A 14,351-nucleotide genomic window follows, 5' to 3' on the forward strand; every position below is an offset into this window, starting at 1 on the left:
CAAAAGCCACGCGCGGGGAAAACTGCGCGGGGCTTTTTATTGTGTTCGATTACAGGCGGAAACGACTTACGAGGGTGTTGAATGACGCCGCCAGGTTAGACAGTTCCTGGGTTGAGGCGGTGGTCTGATGCGCGCCTGCCGCCGTTTGTGTGGATAAATCCTGGATGTTGACCAGATTGCGATCAACTTCGCGAGCAACGTGCGCCTGCTCTTCTGACGCTGTTGCGATGACCAGGTTGCGATCATTGATCTGCGAGATACCATCGGCAATCAATTCCAATGCCTCGCCGGTGGCTTGCGCCAGTGTTTGGGTTTCGCTGACCAGGGCCTGGCTTTTGCCCATGGCGCCGACCGCTTCGTCGGCACTGCTGCGAACGTTATTGATCATGCCTTCTATTTCACCGGTTGAGGCCTGAGTTCTGGCGGCGAGCGCACGAACTTCGTCGGCTACCACAGCAAAACCCCGGCCCTGCTCGCCCGCGCGTGCCGCTTCGATAGCGGCGTTCAGTGCCAATAGATTGGTTTGCTCGGCGATCCCCCGGATCACATCCAATACTTTGCCGATATCCCGAACCTGGTCCGCCAGATCCTTGACCTTCGTGGTGGATGTAGCGATTTCCGTGGTCGCATGGTTGATCGCGGACACGGCATTTCGTGCCTGATCCCGCCCGTTGCTGGCCTGCTGGCTGGTGGCTTGCGAGGCCTCTGAAGTGGACACGGCATTGCGCGCGACTTCTTCTACTGCGGAAGTCATCTCAGTCACCGCCGTGGCCGCTTGCTGGATCTCGTCGTTCTGACGAAGTAGTCCACGGCTGCCATTGTCAGTGACCGCCGTCAATTCTTCTGCGGCGGAAGCCAGTTGATCCGCCGCGCTGGCGATTTGCTGGATAGTGCTTTTCAAGCTTCCCTGCATCTCGGCCAGAGCTGTGAGCAGTTGGCCGGCTTCATCGCGGCCGGTGCTGACGATGTGCTGAGTCAGATCGCCTGCAGCGATGGTACGCGCGCTTTCGACGGCTTTGGAGATGGGGCGGCTGATCAGGCGGCTGATGAACAAGCCGAGCAAAATCGCAGCGATGAAGGCCAACACGATGCCGATGTACAGCGAGGTCTTGGCCGTCGACTCGGTAAGAACTGATTGTTTGGCGGCTTCGCTGACTTGCAGGTCGTTGGAATTGGTCATTATGGTCAATTCATCCATGACCACGCGATAGGTTTTTTGCAGGTCACCCAGAAGTAGCGCACGGCCGTTCTCCAGGTCGCCGGCCTTCATCAAGGCCAGATATCGTTGGACGATCGCCTGATAGGCGGGCCAGGCTTTTTCCATCCGGTCGCCCGCTGCACGTTCATCGTCGGCAAGCGCAGTTTTCCGGTACTCGACGAACGCTTTTTCACTCGCCAACTGGTTGGCGCTCATCGAGGCAAGGAATTCGTCTTTCGTGCTCTGTGGCAAACCGGCGGCGGTGGCTACGTAGAGTCGATACATATCGCGGGTCTGTCCGACAGCCTTGATTTTTGTCTGGGCGATGTTCGAAACGGCGACAAGATTGTTGCTGAACACCGATTTCAGGCTCGCCGACAAGTCAGTCACTCCCCGACTGCCAAGAAGGCCAACCCCCAGAGTGATAAAGGCGCACGCGGCGAAGGAGGTGATCAGTTTTGTGGAGAGTTTTGCGTCATTCAACCAACTCATAAATGCTTCCTGCTGACATGTGGGTGACGGGGCAGTTTCTGGTGCGGCCTTAGAAATTTATTGATGTTGTCGTACATCTTTCGGCCGCATCGTCCACAACTGGAGGGTTACCAGTTGTTTCTCATCAAAATATATCCCTCACAAAACCCCTTGTAACCATTGATATAGAGGCCTCAGCACGTACGTACAAAAGATGGCACTTGGCCTTTTCTATTTATTGCGAAGTGTTACATTATGTGAAGGATGGCCAAAATACATATGACGTCGTACCTCTAGGTTTTTTGTCTGAAGGGGCACGAGGGCACTGTGTTGGCAATTCCAAGAACCGTGAAAAAAAGAAAAAAGCAGCCTAGGGTAGGACTCATGTCGCGTCGCATTGATAAAGGGAAAAGCAGGGGGGCCGCCTTCGCTTTGGTTACGTTGATGGTTGCCACCGCCGGCACCGCGTATGGCGAGACGTCCGACAGTACGGCGTCTTCAGGTAAGCGCCTGGCCATAGCGGCCGACTGTGTGGCCTGCCATACCGCGCCGGGAGGCAAGGCGTTTGCGGGTGGTTACCCGCTCAGTTCGCCGATGGGCACCATCTATTCGACCAACATCACGCCTTCGAAGACTGCTGGTATCGGCAATTACACGTCAGAGCAATTTGCCCGAGCGGTGCGCGATGGGGTTGCGGCCGATGGCACGCGGCTATATCCGGCCATGCCTTACACCTCCTATTCGAAGATCACGGACAGTGACATCGCCGCGCTCTACGACTACTTCATGCACGAAGTGCCGCCAGCCGATACGCCGAACCGGAAAACCGCGCTTGAATTCCCGTTCAACGTCCGTGCCTCGATGATTGGCTGGAATGCTCTGTATCACAGCCCCACACGTTTTACGCCGGATGCGGCCAAGTCAGCCGAGGTCAACCGTGGCGACTATCTGGTCAATGCCCTGGCGCATTGCGATACCTGCCATACCCCGCGCAACGTGTTGATGGCCGCCGACAACAGCAAGGCGCTTGCCGGTGCTTCACTGGGCAGTTGGTATGCGCCAAACATCACCTCCGACAAGGTCAGCGGTATCGGGGCTTGGTCGAAGAGTGAAATCGTGACGTATCTGCGCACCGGCCACGTTGAAGGCAAGGCCCAGGCTGCGGGCCCGATGGCCGAAGCCGTGGAAAACAGCTTGCAGCATTTGGGCAGCGACGACTTGCAGGCGATTGCGGACTATCTGTTGCAAACCACACCGGTCAAGACCGGGGAGACCAAAGCCCGGCACGAGTTTGGCCTGGCGTCGTCCGATGAGCTGACGCTGCGCGGGGGCAAGCCGGCCGATAATCCGGGCTGGCATATTTTCAGCGGCACTTGTGCCAACTGCCATCAGCCGGATGGCCAGGGCACCAGGGAATATCCATCACTGTTTCACAACACGGCCACCAGTCGCCGCGACAACTTGATCGCGGCCATCGTTTACGGTGTGCATCGCGAAGTCGACGGCGTCGCTATCGATATGCCGGCGTTTGGTCCGGATGCTTTGTTCACTGATCGTCTGAATGATCAACAGATCGCCGACGTCAGCAACTACGTGCTGTCGCGCTACGGTAACGCCGACGCCGTTGTCACGGCTGCCGACGTGGCGCTGGCACGGGAAGGTGGCCCAAAAGCGCCATTGACGGTCATGGCGAAGTACACCCTCCCGGCCATCATTCTCGTGCTCTTGGTTGCGATTGCCCTGATTTTTCGTCGTCGCAAGGAGGCGTGAGTAATGGACACTTCAATGACGCACAAGCAAACCATGGTTAAAGCCGAAGACACTCCCGGATTGTCCCGCCGCAATCTGTTGCGCAGTTCCGTGATAGTGGGACTGGCGGCGCTGGCGAGCGGTGCAATGCCGTGGCAATCAGTGCTGGCGGCGCAGGTGTCGAGCGACGATTTCATGGCGCTGTCGCGGTTTCTGATCAGCCGGGCGGTTAACCCGGTTCTGGCTGCTCGCTATTACGCCGCGCTAGATAAACGCGCGCCGAACTTTTCGACCAACGTCATCGCCCTGAAGCAATTGATCGACGCCCGGGGTTACAAGCATGTCGATGAATATCTGGCGCAACCTGATCCGGATGCATCATTGCGGGCGACGGCCACCAGCATCATATCGGCCTGGTATCTGGGCGTTGTCGGTGAGCCAGCGGATGCCGAGTTGATCAGCTACTCCCTCGCCATGATGTACCAGCCGACCCACGGCATTCTTATCATCCCTACCTATGGTGGTGGCCCGGATTCATGGGGTCCAAAACCTGCACTCATTCAGGATTCGAAAGTATGAGCAGCGATCAATTCGACGCCGATGTCGTCATCATCGGCTCCGGTGTGATGGGCGGTCTGATCGCCACGGGCCTGGCGAAAGCGAAGAAATCGGTGATAGTGCTCGAGGCCGGACCTCGTGTGAATCGCCGTGATGTCGTGGAAACCTTCCGCAACGCCCCGGTCAAACTCTCGCTGGCCAATGCCAAGCTGCAAGGCGCCGGCTCGCCTTACCCGAGCATGCCGCACGCGCCGTCTACTTACGGTGACTATCTGCAGCAGGTCGGTCCGGTTAAATACAACACGTCATATCTGCGAGTGGTCGGTGGCACGACCTGGCACTTCGGCTCCTCTCTGTGGCGGATGTTGCCCAACGATTTTCGTCTCAAGTCGTTGTACGGCCGTGGCCGTGACTGGCCCATCAGCTATGACGAACTGGAGCCTTATTACGCGCGTGCGGAGCTCGAGCTGGGCGTTTCAGGTGTCGATGGCCAGGATGAAAGCGGGCAGGGCGGCGAAGCCTATCCACCACGCTCGATTCCCTATCCGATGGAAGGCTTGAAACCGAGCTACATGTTCCGGCGCCTTTCCGAACTGCTCGGCAAGGGCGGGTATAACCCCATTCTCGAGCCGAATGGCCGGGCGACTCGTCCTTATGGGAAACGGCCGCCCTGTGCCGGTAACAACAACTGCAACCCGGTATGCCCGATCGCCGCGAAGTACGACGGATCGATGCACATTGATGAAGCTGAGCGTCACGGTGCCAAAGTCCTCGACAACTCCGTGGTCTACAAGATCGAGGCCGGGGACGACGGCAAGATCACTGCGATCTGGTACATGCGCCCGGACAAAACCACGCACAAATTGACGGCGAAATCTTTCGTACTTGCGGCTTACGGCATCGAGTCGCCGAAACTGCTGTTGATGTCGACATCCGAAAAATATCCGAACGGTATTGCCAACTCTTCGGATCAGGTCGGCCGAAACCTGATGGACCATACCGGCATCAGCATGAATCTCATGACCAAGGAAGACATGTGGCCAGGCGAAGGACCGACCCAATTGCTGGTCTATCTGAACAGTCGCGATGGCGCGTTCCGCAACGATTATCCGAGTTACAAAATCAAGGTGCGCAACACCGTGCCGACTTCGCAGATCACCTCGAACCTGATTGCCAAAGGCGTGCTGGGCTCCAGGCTTGATGAGCAGATCCGATTGCAATCGGCGCGTTCGCTGAACTGGGCTGTCGACTTTGAAACGCTACCTCTGCCGGAAAACCGCGTCACCCCGAGCAAGACCAAATTTGACGCGATCGGCCTGCCCGTGCCCGAGATCTACTACAGCGTTCCCGACTACTGGCACGCCGGCAAAGAGAAAGCGCTGGAAGACTTCAAGCAGTTCGCCAAGTTGCTCGATGCCGACATCCTCAGCACCGACGTGGGCTTCCAGAACCGGCAGCACATCATGGGGACAACCATCATGGGCGATGATCCGAAAGACTCCGTGGTTGATCGCGATTGCCGCAGTCATGATCATTCGAACCTGTTTATCGCCGGGACGAGTGTCATGCCATCGTCCTCATGTGTGAACCCTACGCTGACAGGCGCAGCGTTGAGTATTCGCATTGCCGATGTGTTGGTGGCGGAGGTCTGAGAAAGACGATGTCCCGGAAAGCCCCGCGCAGGGAAATCTGCCGGGGTTTTTTGTGTCTTTTGCTTGGCGCGGTACTTTGAAAACTTTCGAAAAGAGGTTGTTCATCTTCATTCAGGTCAGCTGAAAATCCGCTTTCGTCTTCGCTGTAAGCCAGCGCGTCGAGCGCGCGTTCCAGTGCAAACTCCGGGTTGTGCTTGCGCAGGCCCTGAATGCGTCTTTTCGTTTTCTCCACGGCGTTCGCCGCTTTTGTGCAGTCCATTCCGCTCGCCATCGCCTGCTGGAAAAACAGCAGCGCGCAGGCGGACACGATGTAGCGTCCGTTGATGAACACGAGATAAACCTTGCAGGGGGAAGGTGAGTCGGTGCGCGGGGTAATCGCTGCACGAGGAATCTTGAAGTGCCCACTTCAGAGAACGTCACTTGTGGCCGATAACCCACTCGGTGACTTAAAAGTCGCGTGAAATCGCTTGATAGCATTTGGCCGGCAGCTATCATCTGCGCGCCTGAAATTGCCCTCACTTCAATTGCCTGGAAATCCTCGATGCTGTCGTATCACCAAAAGAGTTTTCTGATCGTCGATGATTTCTCGGATTTCCGCAGTTCCGTACGCTCGATGTTGCGCGAGCTGGGCGTCAAGGACGTGGACACCGCCGACACCGGTGAGCAGGCGCTGAAGATGTGCGCGCAGAAGTCCTACGATTTCATCCTGCAGGATTTCCATCTCGGCGACGGCAAGAAGAACGGCCAGCAGGTGCTCGAAGACCTGATGTCGGAAAAACTCATCAGCCATGAAGCGGTGTTCGTCATGGTGACGGCCGAGACCAGTCAGGCGATGGTACTCAGTGCCCTCGAGCACGAGCCGGATGCGTACCTGACCAAACCGTTCAACCGCTCTGGCCTGGCCCAGCGGCTGGAGCGTCTGGAGCAGCGCAAGACGTTGCTCAAACCGATTCTGCAAGCCCTTGATCGCGGTAAACCGGTCGAGGTGCTCAATGCCTGTATTGCGCTGTGCAAGCAGGACATCCGTTATTCGCCGCTGTGCCTGCGTTATCGTGCCGATGCGCTGCGCGACATGAACCAGAACGAAGCGCTCGAACGCCTCTATGACAGCATCATCGCTGACCGGCCGTTGCCGTGGGCGTTTGCCGGGTTGGGCAAGTTGCTGTTCAAGCGTGGGCAAGTGGCGCAGGCCAAAGATGTTTACGAAAAGGCGCTGAAAGTGTTCCCGATGATGCCGGCGCTGTACGACGGCATGGCCGATGTGCTGGTCGCCGAGGGCGACACCAAAGGTGCGCAGCGGGTGCTGGAGGAGGCGATTCGGTTGTCGCCGCTGGCGGTGCGCCGGCAGGCGTTGCTCGGCAAACTGGCGATGGCCAACGAAGATTTCGAAACGGCCTCGCGGGCTTATCGTCAAGCCGTGTCTCAGGGCGCGCAATCGCGCTTCAAGGACCCGGAAAGCAACCTCGGCCTGGCCCATGCCCTGATCAGCAAAGGCAGTGATCGCGGTCTCGACACGCGCACGCGGCTGGAGATCAACACCACCCTCAGCGCGGTGGCCAAAGAGAACCCGTCTGACCCGGGCCTGCAGATTCGTGCGCGGCTGATGAAGGCCACCAGTCTGCTGCTCAACGATGCCGAGACCGCCGACAAGCTCACCGAACAAGCGCTGATGCGCCTCGATGGCATGGAACAGTTCATGAGCCCTGAAGCGGCGCTGCTGGTTGCCAAGCAGTTGCAGATGCTCGGTCAGGCCGAGGCGGGCACGTCGATGCTCAAGAGCTGCGCGGAAATTTACGGCGACGACCCGGCGGTGATGAAAGACATCGCCAAACTCACCGATGACCCGACGATTCTCAGCTCAAGTAACGCCGCCGCCGACCTTAACCGTCAGGGCGTGCGCGTGTACAAGACCGGCAACCTGGTGGAGGCCCGCGAGGTGTTCCGCAAGGCGCTGAAGATGCAACCGAAGAACATCAGTATCGCGCTGAACATGGCCCAGTCGTTGCTGCACGGCACCGACACCAGTGTGCCGTCGGCGGAGCTGGAAGAATGTCGGGCCTGCCTGAAAATGGTCGGCCTGATGCCCGACACCGACGCGCGTTTTGCGCGTTATCAGAAGCTGAAAAGCAAGGCGTTTGGCGAATGAACCAAGACGAGCAGGCTCTGGATTTCTCAACGGTGATTGCCTCCACCGTTCACGACATGAAGAACTCGCTGGCGATGCTGATGCAAGCCCACAGCCAGTGGCTGGCGCGCTTGCCAGAGGGGCAGCGCGCAGGAGCGGAGCAGGGCGTGATCGACTTCGAGTTCGCCCACCTCAACGGCATGCTGGTGCAGTTGCTCGGGCTGTACAAGCTCGGCGTCAACCAGTTGCCGCTGCAACCGGCCTATCACGAACTCGACGACTTCATCGAGGCGCAGTTGGCGTCACACCAAGAGGTGTTTGCCAGTCGCGGCATTATCGCCACCTATGAAGTCGATCCGCTGAGTCCGCTGGGGTTCTTTGATCGTGAATTGGTTGCGTCGGTGTTGGGCAACTGCATCAACAACGCCATTCGTTATGCCCGCGAGTCGCTGCTGATTACCGTCAGCGACGAGGCCGGACAACTGGTGTTGAGCATCAACGATGACGGCGACGGTTACCCGGCCGAGATGCTCGAGCGTCAGGCCGATTACGTGCAGGGCATCAATCACAGCAGCGGCAGCACGGGCCTGGGTCTGTATTTCGCCAGCCGCATTGCTGCGTTGCATCAGCGCAATGGCGTGGTCGGACACACCGAAATTCGCAATGGCGGACCATTGGGTGGCGGCGTCTTCAGCCTCTACCTGCCCTGAAGGCATGCCCCCTGTAGGAGCTGCCGAAGGCTGCGATCTTTTGACTTTTTTTAAGATCAAAAGATCGCAGCCTGCGGCAGCTCCTACACAGCAATTCGGTGGTGGCCTTTTTTGTTTGACGCTGCTTGATATTCCGAACAGCCGGAGCCTATTTTGTACGGTCGCCGTTCGCGGCTCGCACAATAACAAGGATTGCGTCATGACAACCGATGGCCAGGGTTCACTCGCGCAGCGACTGACCGGCATTGATGAGATCGAATGTGTCACGCCGGATTTGAACGGCGTGCCGCGCGGCAAGGTGATGACCGCCGAGGGTTTTCTCGAAGGGCGGCGTTTGCAGATGGCGCGGGGAGTGCTGCTGCAATGCATCATGGGCGGTTATCCGCCGGCGCGGTTTTACGGCAGCGATGACGGCGACCTGGCGCTGGTCGCCGAGCCGAGCATGATCCATCCCCTGCCATGGAGCGACGAACCGCGTGCCCTGGCCATCTGCGATGCCGACGAACTGAGCGGCGAAAGCTCCAACCTGTCGACCCGTGGTCAACTCAAAAAAGTCATCGCCCGTTACGCCGCACATGGCTTGGCGCCAGTGGTGGCGACCGAGCTGGAATTCTTCGTCTTCGCGCCGAACACCGATCCGACCCAGCCGTTCCGTCCGCCGGTAGGTCTTGATGGGCGCCGCGAGGATGGTCAGTCGGCGTTCAGCGTCAGCTCCAACAATGGCCTGAGGCCGTTCTTCAGCGAAGTCTATAAATGCATGGCAGCCCTCGGTCTGCCACGCGATACCTTCATGCATGAGATGGGCGTCAGCCAGTTCGAGATCAACTTGCTGCACGGTGATCCGCTGTTGCTGGCCGACCAGACCTTCCTGTTCAAACACTTGCTCAAGGAAGTCGCGCTCAAGCATGGCCTGAGTGTAGTGTGCATGGCCAAGCCGCTGGCGCACACGCCGGGCAGTTCGATGCACATTCACCAAAGCCTGGTCGAGATCGCCACCGGCAACAATGTGTTCAGTGACCAGAGCGGCGAGCCGACGGCGATGTTCCACCATTTCATCGGCGGGCAGCAGGCGGGCATGGCGGATTTCACCGCGCTGTTCGCGCCGAACGTGAACTCCTATCAGCGTCTGTGCCACCCGTATGCGTCGCCGAACAATGCCTGCTGGTCGCACGACAACCGTGCGGCAGGGCTGCGGATTCCGGCCAGTTCGCCGGCGGCCCGGCGCGTCGAAAACCGCTTGCCCGGCGCCGATGCCAACCCGTATCTGGCGATTGCCGCGAGCCTGGCCGCCGGCTTGCATGGGATCGAGCATGCGCTGGAACCGACTGCGGCGATTCAGGGCGAATTCGAAGTACCGGACAATCTTTCGCTGCCGTGTACCTTGAATGCCGCACTCGAACGTCTGAAACGTAGCCAATTGGCCAGGGAACTGTTCGGACAGGAGTTCATCGAAGGCTACATCGCTTCGAAGACCATGGAGTTGACCAGCTTCTTTGATGAAATCACTCCCTGGGAACGGCGTGTTCTAGCAGCCCAGGCCTGACTAACTGTCGCCGTCGGGCTATCGTCTTGATAGTCCGATACTCACTGCAAGGAGCCGCTCGGAACGCCGATGCGCCAAATCTGGAAATCCTTTCGAGCGCTGTATTTCGCCTCGCTGATGATGTTGATCGGCTCGGGCCTTCTATCTACATACCTGGCATTGCGCCTGGCCGCGGACAATGTCGACGGGCTGTGGGTCGGTGCGCTGATGGCCGCCAACTATTTCGGCCTGGTACTGGGCGGCAAGATCGGTCACCGCTTGATCGCCCGGGTCGGACACATTCGAGCGTATTCGGCGTGTGCCGGGATCGTCGGCGCGGCGGTGCTCGGGCATGGCCTGGTCGACTGGCTGCCGGCATGGCTGGTGCTGCGGACCATCGTCGGTCTGGGCATGATGTGCCAGTACATGGTGATCGAGAGCTGGCTCAACGAGCAGGCCGACGCCAACCAGCGCGGGCTGGTGTTCAGCGGCTACATGATCGCTTCGTATCTGGGGCTGGTGCTCGGTCAGCTGATTCTGGTCATGCACCCGGGCCTCGGTCTGGAGCTGCTGATGCTGGTCGCCCTGTGTTTTGCCCTGTGTCTGGTGCCAGTGGCGCTGACCCGGCGGATTCACCCGGCGCCGCTGCATCCGGCACCGATGGAACCGCGCTTCTTTATCAAGCGAGTGCCGCAGTCGTTGAGCACGGTGCTCGGTGCAGGCCTGATCATCGGCTCGTTCTACGGTCTGGCACCACTGTATGCATCGCAGCAGGGGCTTTCGACCGAACAGGTCGGTCTGTTCATGGGTAGCTGCATTTTTGCCGGACTGCTGGTGCAGTGGCCGTTGGGCTGGCTGTCCGACCGTTATGACCGGGCGCTGCTGATTCGTTGTTTTGCCGGGTTCCTGGCGGTAGCGGCATTGCCGTTGGCGATCTTGCCGCAGGTGCCGCTGGAAGTTCTGTTTGTCGTCGGGTTCATGTGTTCGCTGGTGCAGTTCTGCCTGTATCCGCTGGCGGTGGCGTTCTCCAACGACCACGTCGAGGGCGATCGCCGGGTGTCGCTGACGGCGATGCTGCTGGTGACCTACGGTGTCGGCGCGAGTATCGGCCCGCTGCTGGCCGGGGTGCTGATGAAGCTGTTCGGCAGTCAGAGCCTGTACGCGTTCTTCAGCTTTTTTGCGCTGGTGCTGGTGTGGCGCATCCGGCCGAAAGCGGTGACCAATCTGCATCAGGTCGACGACGCACCGCTGCATCACGTGGCGATGCCGGACAGCATGTCCAGCTCGCCGCTGGTGGCCGCGCTCGACCCGCGAGTGGATGAGCAGGTGGTGCAGGAGCAGATGCAGACCACGGTTACGCCGGAACCGGAACCGGAGTCGGAGCCAGAACCCGAAGTGCAGCCTGAAGCGGCGGTGGAAACTGATCCGGCTGATGGCGGCGATAAACCGACGCCGGACATCAGTGGTGCCAGGCCCTGAGTCGGGTGATGGCAACACTGTTCAAAGAATGATGCTTTAACTGTGGTGAGGGGATTTATCCCCGACCGGCTGCGAAGCAGTCGCAAAATCAACGCATGCGAAGTATCTGATACTGCGCATCGGCAGGTTTTGGGGGCGCTACGCGACCCATCGGGGATAAATCCCCTCGCCACAGGGATCTCCCGGCCAAGACGGGACAATGGAAATAAAAAAGGGCAGTCCCGCGAGGGACTGCCCATTCTATTTGCCTGCAGGAATTACATATCGTCTTTATCGAACCGGCGTGCTTCACGCTGCAGCTGATAGACAAAGCGTTCGACGTTACGCGCTGCCTGGCCACTGATGTTGTGGAAGCGCAGGCCGGCGAAGGTGATGTTGAGCTTTTCTTCGAAGTGCAGATAACGCAGTTCGACCGAGATGGGCTGATTGCCGAACAGCGGGGTGGCGATCATGCGGTCGTAGACCTGGCCCAGTTGCAGGCGGTCGGTGATGTCGCCCTCAAAGCGCAGCTTGCATCCGGTGGCGGAAATATCCAGCAGTTTGCCGCTGATCGGCGCCTTGAGCTTTTCGCCGCCGAGTTCGACGCTGACCAGGTCAGTCAGCTTCAGGGCCGCGCGAAAGGCGTTGCGGCGCTGGTGGTAAACCACTTCGGTCGGCAGTTCGCCGGTGTAGAAGCGATCGCCCTCGGACTCTTCAATGTTCAGCGTACCGGTGCATTCCCAGGCGATGCGCACGCCATCGTGGAAACCTTCGACCTTGAACGGTTCGCCCGCCAGCAGAAAACGCTCGCCATCGCGCGGGATCATTTCGTCCAGGGCAATCGTCGCGGTTTCGCGGTCGACCTGGATCAGGTAGCTCTGGAAGCGCTGGCTGCGCTCATGGAACGTGATGATCAGCGGATCGTGGCTTTCTTGCAGCTGGCGCAGGTTGCTGGAGATTTCCAGGGGCGTGGTCAGCACCTTTGGGGGCTGCGGACTATCATCCGCGCTTAGGGCGTTTGGCACGTTTTCTCAATCTCCAGACAAAATTTGACTACGACTTGCCAGCATTTTGCCAGCATGTTCCGCGGGTTGATAGTGCAGGCACATCGAATGGCTCACGCCTGGCTGAGCGTACGCGGCTTGGTGGGTTTGGCGAAAGTGCCCGAGGCGTCATACAACGCTGGCGGCTCGCCCCCGGTGAGGATTTTCAGCTGATTGGCCGTGGCGGCCTGCTGAATCTGGATCGACTGGCCGTTCTTGACGTTGGCCGCCTGGCACTGGGCAATCAGGTCGGTCAGCACGTCACTCTGGGCCAACAACTGGTCGCCTATGCTCGAGTGGCTGGCCAGTTGCTCCAGGCCCTGACGGTCGAGCGGCAGGTTGAGGCTGGCGAGGATTTCGCTGCGCTTGCGGCCATGCTGTTCAAGCAAAATGATCAATGCCTGTTTGCGCGCCAGAATATCTTCGAGCAAAGGCATGTCGCGACCGTGCAAGGCGAGGGACTCGGTTTGCAGTAACTCCAGCAATTGTTGAGCTGGAGCAAAGTCGTCGGTGATCAGTTGCAATAAATTAGTGTCGTGCATGGCTGGCCTTGGGTTTTAAGCGTCCAAAAGCCTGGCGCCGGCAAAAGCCTAGCGCTGGGCTTCGAAGTTGAGCAGTTTGCTGGCTACACGGTTGCTGTCGACTTTATAGCTGCCATCGGCAATCGCTGCTTTCAACTCGGCCACCCGGGCTTTGTCGACGGCAGGCTGATCGCGCAGCTTGTCAGTGACCTTCTGCAACTGTTGAGCCTCATTGCTGAGGTGTACCGATTCCCCGCTTTTTGCGGTACTGGCCGTTTCGGCCTGGGTATTCAGCGGCGCGGAGGTGCCGGATTCGGCGGTTTCCTTGGCGTTGCTGGTACGTGTACTGCCCGTAAGTGACGAGGAGCTGTTCAAACGGCTGAAATCGATGACCATGTTAAAAACCTCTGGGAATTTGGACGCTTGCCATGTTCTCGGCCATTCCCTGGAAAACTTTAGGCTCACTTTGCAATGAGCTGTATGTGCCGAAGCGTGTTCTGCTTCGGCACAGTTTAGGGAAGCGTCGAGGCCGGCGCCAGTGTTCTCCTTGAGCGTCTTACATGGCCACTTCCACTTGGCCCGGCGCGATGACCTGCGCCTTGATCACCCGGTTGGAATTGAGGTTTTTTACCCGGATCTGTTCTTTCAGGCCGCCATTGGCCAGGGCTTCGCCGGGCATGCGCACGGCGAGCGTACCGCTGCGGGCGATGATGACCACCTGATCACCCTTGCGCACCACTTCAGCCTGTTCCAGGTGCACTAGGGTAATCACCTGATCGGCGACCGTTGGTCGGGTTAATTTCTGCCCGATGGCTTCATCCACCGACGTCAGGAAACCCTGATTGATCTGGCTGATGTCGCGTTCACGCAAGGTCACGTCTTGCGGCTCGATAATTCCGGCGCGTTTCAGCGGGCGAGTGGTGGTGACAATCTCGCGAAACAGGCGGACTTGAGCGGGCACGAACACCGTCCACGGCGAGCTTCCCTCGCACCTGACCTTGACCGTAACCCGGCCCAGCGGACGTGCCGGACTCTCCAGCGACGCTGTCAATTCCTTGTCGCACATAGGCATGCGCATACGCGGATCGAGCTGGTTGACCTCGATTTCGTAGCGGCCTTCCGTTTGACTGGTAGCCAGATAGTCTTCTACGGTGAACTCAAGAAAGCCCTGAGTGACGCCGATAAGCATGTCAGGCAAGGTAACCGTATCAGCACCGGCAGGGCTGCCAGCGAGAAAAAAGCAGACGGCAGACGTCGCGCACAGCGCTTTGCGGGTGCGGGAGGTCAGGTGTCGGAAAAATGTCGTTTGAGCGTTCATACGAGTTAAAAAGCAAGCGCCGTGCC

General features: G+C 58.9%; 13 protein-coding genes and 1 pseudogene. 7 read left to right on the top strand and 7 right to left on the bottom strand.

What is annotated here, in order from left to right:
* Positions 1-49: 49 nt before the first annotated feature.
* Together BW33_RS30490 and BW33_RS30495 are read right to left on the bottom strand one after the other, a co-directional pair.
* Positions 50-913, bottom strand: coding sequence for a methyl-accepting chemotaxis protein (locus tag BW33_RS30490; RefSeq protein WP_442965402.1), 864 nt, complete (start codon positions 911-913; stop codon positions 50-52).
* Positions 908-1,690: pseudogene (locus tag BW33_RS30495) on the bottom strand (MCP four helix bundle domain-containing protein); the annotation flags it as partial. The pseudogene BW33_RS30495 and the gene BW33_RS30490, both read right to left, overlap by 6 nt.
* A gap of 363 nt (positions 1,691-2,053) precedes the next feature.
* On the opposite strand from BW33_RS30495, the gene BW33_RS14360 reads away from it, so the two are divergent.
* The 3 genes from BW33_RS14360 to BW33_RS14370 are packed head-to-tail and all read left to right on the top strand — an operon-like array spanning position 2,054 to position 5,628.
* The gene (locus BW33_RS14360) at positions 2,054-3,439 is read left to right on the top strand and encodes a cytochrome c (RefSeq protein ID WP_052032721.1); all 1,386 of its coding nucleotides are present in this window, start codon (positions 2,054-2,056) and stop codon (positions 3,437-3,439) included.
* A gap of 3 nt (positions 3,440-3,442) precedes the next feature.
* Complete coding sequence (locus tag BW33_RS14365; RefSeq protein WP_052032722.1) at positions 3,443-3,997, top strand: sugar dehydrogenase complex small subunit; 555 nt, start codon at positions 3,443-3,445, stop codon at positions 3,995-3,997.
* Positions 3,994-5,628, top strand: coding sequence for a GMC family oxidoreductase (locus BW33_RS14370; RefSeq protein WP_047599684.1), 1,635 nt, complete (start codon positions 3,994-3,996; stop codon positions 5,626-5,628). The genes BW33_RS14365 and BW33_RS14370 overlap by 4 nt, the downstream gene beginning before the upstream one ends.
* On the opposite strand, the gene BW33_RS28525 is transcribed toward BW33_RS14370, so the two are convergent.
* Positions 5,567-5,959: a hypothetical protein gene (locus BW33_RS28525; protein WP_081794219.1), complete on the bottom strand. Its 393-nt coding sequence runs from the start codon at positions 5,957-5,959 to the stop codon at positions 5,567-5,569. The two genes, BW33_RS14370 and BW33_RS28525, sit on opposite strands and share 62 nt — an antisense overlap.
* A gap of 210 nt (positions 5,960-6,169) precedes the next feature.
* Here BW33_RS28525 and BW33_RS14375 point away from each other — a divergent pair, with 210 nt between their 5' ends.
* The 4 genes from BW33_RS14375 (at position 6,170) to BW33_RS14390 (ending at position 11,464) form a co-directional block, all read left to right on the top strand.
* A complete protein-coding gene (locus BW33_RS14375) occupies positions 6,170-7,774 on the top strand; it encodes a tetratricopeptide repeat-containing response regulator (RefSeq protein ID WP_047599685.1) in 1,605 nt (534 codons plus the stop codon).
* Positions 7,771-8,463: a sensor histidine kinase gene (locus BW33_RS14380; protein ID WP_047599686.1), complete on the top strand. Its 693-nt coding sequence runs from the start codon at positions 7,771-7,773 to the stop codon at positions 8,461-8,463. The genes BW33_RS14375 and BW33_RS14380 overlap by 4 nt, the downstream gene beginning before the upstream one ends.
* Positions 8,464-8,764: 301 nt before the next feature.
* On the top strand, positions 8,765-10,006 hold the full coding sequence (locus tag BW33_RS14385; protein WP_177327490.1) for a glutamine synthetase family protein: 1,242 nt from the start codon (positions 8,765-8,767) through the stop codon (positions 10,004-10,006).
* Positions 10,007-10,075: 69 nt separating this feature from the next.
* Positions 10,076-11,464, top strand: coding sequence for an MFS transporter (locus tag BW33_RS14390; protein WP_047599688.1), 1,389 nt, complete (start codon positions 10,076-10,078; stop codon positions 11,462-11,464).
* Positions 11,465-11,721: 257 nt separating this feature from the next.
* Here BW33_RS14390 and BW33_RS14395 read toward each other — a convergent pair whose 3' ends face one another.
* The 4 genes from BW33_RS14395 to flgA form a co-directional block, all read right to left on the bottom strand.
* Positions 11,722-12,468 (bottom strand): flagellar brake protein, encoded by a 747-nt coding sequence (locus BW33_RS14395; RefSeq protein WP_047599689.1) that lies wholly within the window; start codon positions 12,466-12,468, stop codon positions 11,722-11,724.
* A 92-nt stretch (positions 12,469-12,560) separates the two neighbouring features.
* Entirely contained in the window at positions 12,561-13,028 is a 468-nt protein-coding gene (locus BW33_RS14400; protein WP_007963060.1) for a flagella synthesis protein FlgN, read from the bottom strand.
* A gap of 48 nt (positions 13,029-13,076) precedes the next feature.
* A complete protein-coding gene (gene flgM, locus BW33_RS14405) occupies positions 13,077-13,403 on the bottom strand; it encodes a flagellar biosynthesis anti-sigma factor FlgM (RefSeq protein ID WP_007917589.1) in 327 nt (108 codons plus the stop codon).
* Positions 13,404-13,563: 160 nt separating this feature from the next.
* Entirely contained in the window at positions 13,564-14,325 is a 762-nt protein-coding gene (gene flgA / locus BW33_RS14410) for a flagellar basal body P-ring formation chaperone FlgA (RefSeq protein WP_081794220.1), read from the bottom strand.
* Positions 14,326-14,351 lie beyond the last annotated feature (26 nt).

Origin of the sequence: Pseudomonas sp. RIT288, from assembly GCF_000631985.1 — a bacterium.
GTDB lineage: Bacteria > Pseudomonadota > Gammaproteobacteria > Pseudomonadales > Pseudomonadaceae > Aquipseudomonas.